Origin of the sequence: Hassallia byssoidea VB512170, from assembly GCF_000817785.2 — a bacterium.
Classification (GTDB): domain Bacteria; phylum Cyanobacteriota; class Cyanobacteriia; order Cyanobacteriales; family Nostocaceae; genus Hassallia; species Hassallia carrinoi.
In genome coordinates this window covers 1-11,145 of record NZ_JTCM02000159.1, presented here as the reverse complement: position 1 = coordinate 11,145, position 11,145 = coordinate 1, and the positions used below count along the sequence as shown (strand labels likewise).

Here is an 11,145-nt window from a genome sequence, read left to right as displayed (position 1 = left end):
AGACAAATGTGGACAGCCTTCTTCCGAGTGACTGGTTGGGTGTTGAGGATCTTTAATACAAGGCTGTCCACATTTGTCCGGGATTAGCCCAAGGGGATGGAGTCATATAAAATCAGTCGAAGAGAAGTGAAAATATTTCAACATTTTCCCTTTCCCCTTTCCCCTTTCCCCCTCTTCAAAGGGCATAGGGCATGGGGCATCGTCCAAGTGGGCATTGGTAATTATTTTTATTGCCCATTAAACAATTGCCCATTGCCCTATGCCCATTGCCCAATGCCCTATCCCTAATGCGCTATATCCTTTATTACTGCAATAAACTCGCGCAAAATCACAGATGAATCATCGCGACGCCAAATCACAGCTAGCTGTCGCGTCAAATTTTCTCCCTGAATTTCTCGGTAAACAACTCCCTTTCGGACTAAATTTTGAGCATTAGCAGGAAGCAATGCCACACCCACACCACCCGCAACTAAACTCAATACAGTAATCATCCATGTTGCTTGTTGTACTACTTTTGGCGTAAATCCTACCTGCTGACACAAATTAATAATTTGACTGTATGAAGGTACTAAATCAGGTGGAGGTAATACAAAAGGTTCGTCAGCTAAAGCTTTAAGTGGAATTTGAAGTTGGTCTGCCAAAGGATGTTGTTCGGGTAAAGCAATCACCAAAGATTCTTGTAAAATCGGCAGAAAACTCAAATCAGGATCGTTTTCATTTTCATTCGGTAGCCGATCAAAACCAACATCAATTACACGCGATAGCGAAGCGCTGCCGCCAGGGGCGGATCGCAACTCTTGTATCTGCTCTCTAGAAGTTAGTTCGCGCAAAACCAATTCTACATCACCAAAGCGCGAGCGGAAAACTCGCAAAATATCTGGTAAAACACTATTAGCGATCGAGCTATTAGCCCCCACCACCAAGCGTCCAATCTCACCACGACTGGCTCTTTTTGTGGAAATTATTGCCCGTTCAACAGTCGCAAAAACCAAACGCGCTTCTGTTAACAAAACTTGTCCTGCTGCCGTTAACTGTAACGGGCGTTTTTTACGTTCAAACAGTTGCACTTTTAATTCAGCTTCTAGCGCTTGTATTTGCTGGCTTAGAGGTGGCTGGGCAATGTGTAAACGTTCCGCCGCACGCGTAAAGTTTAATTCTTCAGCCACAACCATAAAGTAACGCAGATGTCGAAGTTCCATATCTTTTAAATATAGTTTATTAATAAACAAAATATTGGACATATAGTATCATTTTTGTCTATTGTGATGGAAAGAAAACAAGAATAAGCATTTGTGGCAACAGTATGAACAAAATTAATCGCGTAGCAATTGTTGGGGGAACACACGGAAATGAGTTCACAGGAGTATACCTGCTCAAACTTTTTGAGCAGAACTTAAACTTAGTTAAGCGCCCTAGTTTTGAAACTCTGACATTATTAGGAAATCCCGAAGCTTTTAAAGAAAGCAGACGATATATTCATAAAGATTTAAATCGCAGCTTTTTCAGTCAAGATTTGCAAAATTCAATACTTACTGGTTATGAAGCAATGCGGGCAAAAGTTATTGAAAAAATGCTCGGTCCGAAAGGCAAATCTCAGGTAGATGTGATTGTCGATTTGCACAGTACAACTTCAAATATGGGGTTGAGTATTCTTTTAGGCGAACTGCATCCGTTTACTTTGCAATTGGCTGCTTATTTGACTTCAATTAATCCAGAGGTAAAAGTTTGTTATACGCCACTTGAGCAAGAAAGTAATTTACTTCGTTCTCTGTGCGATTTTGGTTTTGCGATTGAAGTCGGTCCAGTAGCTCAAGCTGTTTTGAACGCAGAATTATTTCAAAAAACAGAGGAACTTGTTTACGCAGTTTTGGATTATTTAGAAAGAAGGAACCAAGGTATAATTGAAAATATAAATAGCCCGCTAACACTTTATAGATTTGGGGGGGTGATTGATTTCCCTAGAAACGAGCATGGGGAAATTAAAGCGATGATTCACCCGCAACTTCAGTTTCAAGATTATCAACCTCTTCATCCTGGCGATCCGATTTTTCTCACCTTTGATGGTCAGGCGATCGCCTACACCGGTACATCAACCGTTTATCCAATTTTTATCAACGAAGCGGCATATTATGAGAAAGGCATTGCTATGTGTTTAACCGAGAAACAACAGCTTAAAAATTCATAATTCTTAATTCATAATTCATAATTAAAAAGGGGGAAAATAATTCATAATTCATAACTGGGGGAATTTTATAAATTATGAATTATGAATTATGAATTAGTAATTATTGTTTTGTAAATCTTTATTTCCAAATTGTACAGCAAGAATTGCAACTGTTTAGAATCATCACAGTGCTATCTAGCCCGGTTTGTGACATGTAGATTCTGTGTGTCGGCAAATACTAGTATTTTTAGCGTTTGATTAAGAAATATAAATAAAAAATTTAAATTGTTAAATGTTTGGCAGCATAAATACTTATTAACCTTGCTATTTTTGCCTCATGTAACTGATGGGGTTTTGCTTTATGCAATCAAATCAGCGTTGTCGAATCTTGGCTGTGGACGATACTGTAGCTAATTTGTTTTTATTGAAAAGTGCTTTAGAAGAAGAGGGTTACGACGTTGATACCGCTAATAATGGTAGTTTGGCTTTAGCTAAAATTGAAGCCTCACCACCTTCGATAGTGCTGCTGGATGTAATTATGCCTGGAATGAGCGGGGTAGAAGTAACCCGACATATCCGCGAGAATCCTTTATCAGCCAAGATTCCCATTTTGATAATTTCCGGTTCTGATGAAGCTTGTGTGACAGAAGCATTAGATACAGGTGCAAATGACTTTATTCGTAAACCCGTTAAAGTTGATGAATTATTGCTAAAAATTAGGGAATTGTGCTGTTAAATCCATCGAAAATCAATTGCTCAAGATATCGGCTTTCCTCGTTCCCTCGTTCCCATACTCTGTATGGGAATGCATTATGGGAGGGCTGCTACCTTTATTAATTATAGTCGAGGCAGAGCCTCGCAGACTGCGTTACCAGGCTAGAGCCTAGTAACGAGTTGACATACTCCCCGCCCTGTAAGGGCAGGGATTCCAGGCTCAAACAGCAATTGCAGTCTCAGACCGTCTTACATCACCTAACCCAACCATTGATGCCCCAATAGTTTGAATATTTTTAGCGGCGTTTTCATCCCTGCCATTCACTGATTGACAACCAGGGCAACGCCACTCTCTGACTGATAAATCCAAGCTTTCTAAAACGTGTCCGCAGCAAGAGCAAGTTTTACTAGAAGGATACCACTGGTCAATATAGACTATTTGTTTGCCCTTTTTTCTTGCCACCCACTCCAAAATATCTAAAAAATCTCGAAGTGCTAAATCACTAACTTTTCTTCCCCTGCAACAACCCACGACAAATGGGGACAGCCTTCATCCGAAAATGTCGTGGGGTATCGAGGATCTAGTAAACAAGGCTGTCCCCATTTGTCTAGGGAAGGACTCGCCCCAAAGACGCTTCATGCCTTTGAGGTTCAATGTCTCAAAACACAGCACATCAAACCTATCAGTTAAGTTATGCGCTAACTTCCAAAACCAATCAGTTCTGCGATTGGCTATGTCCTCATGGGCGCGTGCTAAGTTTTTTCTCGCTTGTTCTCTGTTGGATGAGCCTTTCAGCTTCTTAGAGTGACACCGATTTGCTTTCTTTATGCAATTGAACGATTGTTTGAAAAATTGGGGTGATTCGATTCTAGAACCGTCTGAGCAGGTGAGGAATGTTTTCAGACCAAAATCAAATCCCGCTATCTGACTAGTCGTGAATTTGATTTCAGGAACAGGAATGTCGTCAACGACGACTACCATAAACAATTCGCAAGAGTGGTGTTCGCTTAATAGTTAGTGTTTTAACTTTCCCCTCTATCTCTCTAGATTTCCAAAATTGATAAACCTTCTGCCCAATCTTGATTCTATTACTACCTAAAAATTTATACCCTGCTTGCTTTAGCGTGAATGATTTGTATTTCTTGACTTTCTTGAACCCTGGCGGTCTAACCCCCTTTTTGTTGTGTTTAAAAAATAGTTGGTAGGCTTTTTCAATGCGTTGGCAGATATCCTGCACTGCTTGAGAACCTACTGATTGCCAGAACTCTTTGCGTTTCCGCAATTTGGCAATATGAGCTTGAAGTTTTGCACAGTTTAAGTGTTTACTCCACATCCGATAATATCTTTTGTGGAGAGCAATACAGTGGTTATAAATTACTCCAGCAGCATTAATTGACCGCTTGAGAAATCTATTCCGCTTGTGTTGGTATAACTTAAACTTCAGTGTTTTCATGCTAAAATTATACCATAAACAGACGGCATTATGACGGCGTGAAAAAATTAACCATCCGATGTTCCGACGAGGAATACAGCATCCTTGTAGAGTATTGCCAACAAACAGATCGCACTCATAATGATGCACTTAGAGAGTTGATCCGAAAGTTAAAGAAAAGTCGCCCTAGAAGGGCGAGGCTTTAGACCCATTTCTTTGGTAACGAAGCGCTATTGGAAGTGAGTGTGCGTTCTAGGCGATTCATTATACGAGCAATTAATTCCGGTCTGTTGATTGGCTTACTCAGATAATCATCTGCACCCGCAGCAAATACCCGATTCACTGTTTCTGCATCTTTGTGAACAGATAAAAACATCACGGGTAAACGACTCCAATATAAATCGTTTCGCACCACTTGACATAACTCAATGCCACTTAATGGCATTTCCACATCTAAAATCAACAAATCGGGGTTAAATGCGTTTAATGTCTCCCAAAAGCGATCGCAGTCATCTAGCAGCATTAGCTCGAATCCCCAAGGCTCTAGTAAACTGCGTAAGATGTTCAACATCTGGGGATCGTCGTCCACAACCATAATTTTTGCCTGAACAATGTTAGACCGCTCTAGTACCTGGATAACTGCTGTTAATACTGAGGCAGGAGGTACAGGTTTGTGTAAAAAAATTTGTCCCCCCAAACGAGCTACTTTTAGTCGGGTGGCAAAGTCTTCATGTGCCGTAAATACCAGCACGGGTAAATCCCAATAATTAGTCGTCAGTTCTGCTAACAGTTCTAAGCCACTTTCAATTGAGTTAGAAAAGCCCAAATCGAGTAATACCACATCCGGACAATTTTGGGCGATCGCTTCTCTAACTTCGATTAAATTTGTCGCAACTAAAGCCTGAATTTCCCAGATTGCAGCCTCATTTATTAATTGCTGACTTAGTTGCACATCCGGATCGACAATTAACAGGTAGGGTTGTTGCTTAATGTTAGCGAAGCGCTGCCATAGGCAGCGCTTCGCTCGAGCATCTGAAGCAATTGCTACTGGTCGTTCTAATTCTTGCCGCAACGCTATAATCAATTGAGAAAGACGTTCAACTTCAACTCGACTTTGTTTTACTCCAGCTCGAAAAATTTTTTCAATTTCACGAGACAAACGCGACGCTTCAACAAAACCAAAGCTACCCAGCGATCCGATTAGCTGGTGCGCTGATGCTTGTGCAAGTTGTGCTTGTTCTTCAGTTAGCGTATTTGCAAGCAGCTGCGTTATATTTTGTTCTAAACTTGTGATGCGATCGCTATACTGGGGCTGAAATCGCTTCCAAATGTCAGCCAGCGCTGAGGATAATTGTGGTTGGTATCGCTCTGCTACTATCGCATCAACTTGTGTTGGTTGCTCAAGCTTTGTCGCAGGAGAAAGCTTAACTTGAGAATGCCCATTTTGCTGTAATTTCAACCGATACCCCTGTCCGTGGACTGTCTCAATTAAATCATTTGCCCCTGCTTGCTTCAATTTCTGCCGTAAAGCTTTGATATGCGCTCTGACAGTATTCGTTAAAGGCATTTCTTCAGATGACCAGAGATAATCAACCAACATTTCTTGACTAAATATCCGGTGACTGTTACGCATAAACAGCTCTAGTAAAGCATATTCCTTAGCAGTCAAACGCAAAATTTGTCCATTGCAGGTAACATTAGAACTAGTAGAATCAAGCCTGACATTTCCTGCCTCTATCACTGAAGAGAGAGCCGGACTTTTTTGCCGCACCAATGCACGTATTCGAGCTAATAACTCATTAGCTTCAAAAGGCTTAACAACATAATCATTAGCTCCAGCATCTAAACCAATAACTTTGCTTGTGCTACTGTCCAAAGCTGTCAAAAGCAGAATCGGCGTATCATTTTTTTCAGCGCGTAGCTGTCTGCAAAACGTTAGACCATCCAGCTTTGGCAACATAACATCTAACAAAATTAAATCATAAGCATACATTTCGGCAAACGATAGTCCAGTTTCACCATCATCAGCCAAATCGACTGTGTAATGCTGATGCGTCAAAATCTTTTTTAACACTTCAGCTGCTGCTTGATCGTCCTCTACTAAAAGAATTTTCATTTATACAAATATTTCTTTCTATTGGATCTATCCGCAGAAGTATATTGATTGAAAAGATTTATGACAAATCTAACTTTTGTTAAAAGTGTTGGTAGCGCTACTGTTTAATTTTAACTGCTGAGTTCACAAAATATTCACTTAACTTCTTTAAACTTACATTTAAAGTGAATAGTTATTTCATACTATTCCTTTATCAGTGCCTATTTGAGCTTAGAGTCCTACGCATGGCTTAGGAACATCGATTAAATGAGGTGTATAACCCCTCACCCCCGCAGAAGTCACGCATCGTCAAATCCCCTCTAAAGAGCGCAAGTACAGGGGTTGGGGGTCAGGTAAATATACAAATTCTTGATTTTTAGCAGTGGGTTGCCGATGTCTGAGAGAAGCGTCAACAAAAAGTTTTATTAAAAGCACCGTTAGAAAAAATCGGTATAAGTAAGGAGAATTTGAAATGAAGGTAGAACAATTAGCCACAAACGCAGAACTATTTCACAAACGTTTAGCAAGTTTACAGGAAACTACCAAGGCATTGTCTTGGATATCTCCAGATTTGCTACCCCAAGCATTTAAGGAACTGATTGCGACCTCAAATATTTTACAGTTAGCAGCAGAAGAACTGTATGAGCAAAATGAAGAACTTATCAAAACACAATATTTACTAGAAGAGGAATGTCAAACCTTCCAAGAATTATTTGAGTTAACATTAGACGCTTATTTAGTCACTAACAGCGAAGGCATAATCGTTGAAGCTAACTCTACTGCATGTGATTTGCTTGCATGTTGCAAACAGTTTCTGGTGGGCAAACCAATATTTAATTTTGTCTCTCTAGAAAAATGTCAACGTTTTAATAGTGAAATCCAAATATCTCAATCAGAAAAAACCAGAGAATTAGTACCATTAAAGCAACACCAAAGCAATTCATCTTACGCTGCTTTCACAGTAGGTGTTGTCAAGAATAAACAGGGTAAGCCTCAAACGCTACACTGGCTCATGAATGAGAAAACTGGGCATAAACCAGTAGAATTAACACCTTTCAATTATAACTGCAATGACTACGATATCAGCCAAAATCGTCCCGTGCATAAATATTATAAAGGTGAAACTATTCCCCTAAACCCTTTAGTTGTTTGCTACGTTATTCAGGGATCGGTGAAGCTAACTACATTTTGTGAAACCGGTGAAGAAGTAATGCTAGGGTTAGCAACTCCGGATATGGTTTTTGGCTCTAGCATAACTTCTTTAAATACTTATCAAGCAATAGCTTTGTCAGATGTTCAGTTAGTGACCATTTATGAAGCCGAAATAGCAGCTAATCCGTTTTTGAGCTATGCACTTTTACCTAAAATCAAACAGCGATTACGGCAAACAGAATCTTTCTTGTTTATTTTTGCCAAGCGAAGGGTAGAAGAGCGTTTGCAAGATTTTTTACTGCTTTTGAAACAGGAAATCGGTCAAAAATTGGCAAAAGGAACTCGCATTTCAATTCGCTTAACTCATGAAGAAATTGCTAGCGCTTGCTGCACTACTAGAGTGACAATCACCCGATTAATGGGCAAGTTACAGCAACAAGGTTTTATGAGTTTTGACTCAAACAATCACATCATTATTAGGGAATAGGGAATGGGGAATGGGGAATGGGGAGTGGGGGACAAGGGGGACAAGGGGGACAAGGGGGACAAGGGGGACAAGGGGGACAAGGGGGACAAGGAGGACGACTTGGGGACAAGGTGACAATGAGAATAATTTTTTCTCCCCCTCTCCCCATCCCCCCATCCCCCTCTCCCCCCATCCCCCTCTCCCCCCATCCCCCACTCCCCCCCTCTCCCACTCCCCACTCCCCACTCCCCACTCCCCACTCCCCATTTGACAGTTAAGTAATTAGATGAGGATAAAAATGTCTTACAAGATACGTCGTTTACATAGTCATCTGAAAGTATGTAAAAGCATTGAAGCTGAGAAAAGCTGGCAAATTGAAGAGAATGTAGAGGTTTTGAAAGAAGAAATAGAAAGGTTAAATTTAGAATTGCGCTACAAGAGTTACGAACTGGAAAAGATGAAGCAATCGAGAGATATGGAACAGGAGGTATATACTCTAATCACTTCAATGCTGCTAAAAATTGATGATCAGAATGAATTAGCTAAAAGCTTGTTAGCGTGCGATCGCTTGATCGATAATGTTTTAGCTGAATTATTCGATGCTATTTATATCTATAATTCAAAAATCAACTAGATCCCCGACTTCGCATATCGTTGTCGGGGTAGTTGAAAAGGATGGAAGAAAACTATGACCGTTGATACTTATACGCTTGTTGAGTCTAACTCAAAATTGGAATTACAAACAGAATCAGAGTCATTTGCTCAAGTTTTGATAAATCGATCTGTAGAACCTGCTTTTTGTTTAGCAGCGAACGGGCTATTTATTTATGTTAATGATGCAACTTGCCGGATGAGCGAGTATTCCCGTGAAGAGTTACTTTCGATGACGGTAGATGAGATAGATATAGACTTTTCTCCACAAGTTTGGTCAGAATTATGGCTATTGAAATCAGAATCTCTAACCTTTGAATCTCGCTATCGAACAAGGACAAGTCAGATATTTAAAGTAGAAGTCACCCTGAGTTATGTAGAACATCAAGGTAAGCAATTTATCTGTGCTTTTGCTCCTCAGAAAAATGATGAAGTTGTATTGGATGTACAACAATATGCAGATAAATCAAAGAATTGTCACGAAGATTTACAAAAAGAACTGAAAACATCTGTTTCTTTACTTCATTCCACTCTCGAATCTACCTCCATTGGCATACTTGCAGTTAACTTGAAGGGAGAAATCACTTATTATAACCAAAAATTCCTGGATATGTGGCATCTGCCAACAACGATAAACATATCTAAGAAATATAAGCGAAGCAAAGTTTTTTTTGAAACACAAGTTAAAGATTTAGAAGTTTTTCGCTCATGCGTTTGGGAAATGTCCAATTGTAGCGATCGCACTAGATACGACTTGGTAGAATTGAAGGATGGCAGGATTTTTGCCCACTACTCGCAACCGCAGCGATGCGGTGAAACAATTATCGGTAGAGTGTGGAGTATTTGGGACGTTACAGAATCAAAACGAACTGAGGAAAGACTCAGACTGAACGAAGCGAGATTTCGCACTTTAGCAGAAACTACAGATGCGGGTATTTTCTTAATTCAAGGTAATCACCTTTGCTATGTAAATCCGGCAACTGAGGTACTGACCGGCTACACGTTCAAAGAATTGCTAACTGATTTCGATGTTGATAAACTGATTTTAAGCAAAAAGCTAAGGCAAGTAAACAATCAAGATTCAGCAGCTTTAGGTGAATATCAAGAGATGCAAATTCTTACAAAAAACGGTAGTCAACGCTGGTTAGCTTGCACAACTGCACTGCTGGATGGAATGTTTGATTTTGCGGGTAAACCAGTTGAACTGATTACAGCGATTGATATCACCGATTACAAACAAGCAGAATTTGAGCTTTGCCAAGCGTTAGAACAAACAAAACGACTCAGCGAACAAAAAGAACGCTTTGTCTCTATGCTCTGTCATCAATTCCGCACTCCACTAAACATTGTATCATTCTCTGCTGATTTACTCAAACGTCACATTCACAAATGGAGTGAGGAAAAGAAAGGCTCGTATTTTGATTTAATTCAAGATGGTATCAAACAAATCAGTCAGTTGTTGGATGACATTTTGTTGTTTGGTAAAGCAGAAGCTGCAAAATTGAACTATCAACCAACAGAAATCAACCTCAATCAGTTTTGTGGTGATATTATTTCTCAGGTGCAGTTGGCAAATAGCAACCAACAATCAATCAATTTTGTGAGTCAAGATAACTGTACAACTGCTTATTTAGACTTGAAAATGCTACAGCATATCTTATGTAACTTGCTCTCAAATGCGATAAAATATTCGCCTGATAATAACAGCGTTACGTTGAAACTATGTTCTGAAGATGAAAATATAATTTTTCAAATTCAAGATGGGGGTATTGGCATTCCGCTAAAAGATCGACAAGAAATATTTGAGCCATTTTATCGGGGTGGCAATATCGATAGCATTCCCGGTACTGGGTTAGGACTAGCGATTGTCAAAACTCTTGTTGATTTACATGGTGGTGAAATTGCTGTAGAAAGTCAAGTAGGTGCAGGCACTACGTTTACTGTCAGGTTGCCATCAGTAAAAGATTTCAGGTCTGATTAACAAATCCCCGACTAACAGATCCCCGACTTCTTTAAGTCGTTGCACCCCACCCCGATCAGCCCCTCCCCGCTTGCGGGGAGGGGAGACAAAGCACAGCTTTGGCGGGGTGGGGTTCGGCGGGTTTAGTAGGGTGCGTTAGCCTGAGGCATAACGCACCATCCTTATTTCTTTTGCGATCGATTATTATAGTTACTGCTGAGGGTACGGCACCATCCTTTATGTTTTGGTGCGTTACTGCGTTGCGCGGGTTTCCTGCGTTGTTCGCGCAGCGTCTTTGCATCTGAGAAGCAAGTGGCGTTGTGTTATGCCATAGGAAGATCGCACCTTGAATTCAATACGGTGCGTTGCGCTGCGCGACAACACACCCTACATTTAAATTTATTAACTACAAGATAACATCGCTCTGCATTGGCATAACATCGCTCTGCATTGGCATAACATCGCTCTGCATTGGCATAACATCGCTCTGCATTGGCATAACATCGCTCT

The 11,145-nt window shown here is 40.4% G+C and carries 8 protein-coding genes and 2 pseudogenes; 6 read left to right on the top strand and 4 right to left on the bottom strand.

Translation table 11 applies throughout. The features are described 5' to 3' along the window. Positions 1–284: 284 nt before the first annotated feature. Positions 285–1,199 carry a LysR family transcriptional regulator gene (locus PI95_RS32975; RefSeq protein ID WP_039738197.1) on the bottom strand — a complete coding sequence of 305 codons (915 nt, stop codon included), beginning with the start codon at positions 1,197–1,199 and terminating at the stop codon, positions 285–287. Between the two features lie 104 nt (positions 1,200–1,303). On the opposite strand from PI95_RS32975, the gene PI95_RS32970 reads away from it, so the two are divergent. Both PI95_RS32970 and PI95_RS32965 read left to right on the top strand, forming a co-directional pair. After that, positions 1,304–2,185, top strand: a complete 882-nt coding sequence (locus PI95_RS32970) for an aspartoacylase (RefSeq protein ID WP_039737205.1) — start codon at positions 1,304–1,306, stop codon at positions 2,183–2,185. Between the two features lie 340 nt (positions 2,186–2,525). Then, positions 2,526–2,900 (top strand): response regulator, encoded by a 375-nt coding sequence (locus tag PI95_RS32965; protein WP_039737206.1) that lies wholly within the window; start codon positions 2,526–2,528, stop codon positions 2,898–2,900. A 198-nt stretch (positions 2,901–3,098) separates the two neighbouring features. On the opposite strand, the pseudogene PI95_RS32960 reads toward PI95_RS32965, so the two are convergent. From PI95_RS32960 to PI95_RS32945, 3 genes and pseudogenes are all read right to left on the bottom strand, one after another. Further along, positions 3,099–3,395: pseudogene (locus tag PI95_RS32960) on the bottom strand (zinc ribbon domain-containing protein); the annotation flags it as partial. Positions 3,396–3,503: 108 nt separating this feature from the next. Continuing rightward, positions 3,504–4,332 (bottom strand): annotated as a pseudogene (locus tag PI95_RS35425) (RNA-guided endonuclease InsQ/TnpB family protein); the annotation flags it as partial. Between the two features lie 181 nt (positions 4,333–4,513). Next, positions 4,514–6,427: a response regulator gene (locus PI95_RS32945; RefSeq protein WP_052324624.1), complete on the bottom strand. Its 1,914-nt coding sequence runs from the start codon at positions 6,425–6,427 to the stop codon at positions 4,514–4,516. 451 nt (positions 6,428–6,878) lie between these two features. On the opposite strand from PI95_RS32945, the gene PI95_RS32940 reads away from it, so the two are divergent. Genes PI95_RS32940 through PI95_RS32925 form a run of 4 tightly spaced genes read left to right on the top strand, consistent with a single transcriptional unit; the run spans position 6,879 to position 10,656 of the window. Further along, positions 6,879–8,045 (top strand): helix-turn-helix domain-containing protein, encoded by a 1,167-nt coding sequence (locus tag PI95_RS32940; RefSeq protein WP_039737208.1) that lies wholly within the window; start codon positions 6,879–6,881, stop codon positions 8,043–8,045. A gap of 17 nt (positions 8,046–8,062) precedes the next feature. After that, positions 8,063–8,302, top strand: coding sequence for a hypothetical protein (locus PI95_RS32935; RefSeq protein WP_163519410.1), 240 nt, complete (start codon positions 8,063–8,065; stop codon positions 8,300–8,302). A 20-nt stretch (positions 8,303–8,322) separates the two neighbouring features. Further along, entirely contained in the window at positions 8,323–8,658 is a 336-nt protein-coding gene (locus PI95_RS32930; RefSeq protein ID WP_039737209.1) for a hypothetical protein, read from the top strand. A gap of 54 nt (positions 8,659–8,712) precedes the next feature. Further along, positions 8,713–10,656 carry a scytonemin biosynthesis sensor histidine kinase gene (locus PI95_RS32925; protein ID WP_039737210.1) on the top strand — a complete coding sequence of 648 codons (1,944 nt, stop codon included), beginning with the start codon at positions 8,713–8,715 and terminating at the stop codon, positions 10,654–10,656. The last annotated feature ends 489 nt before the right edge of the window (positions 10,657–11,145 follow it).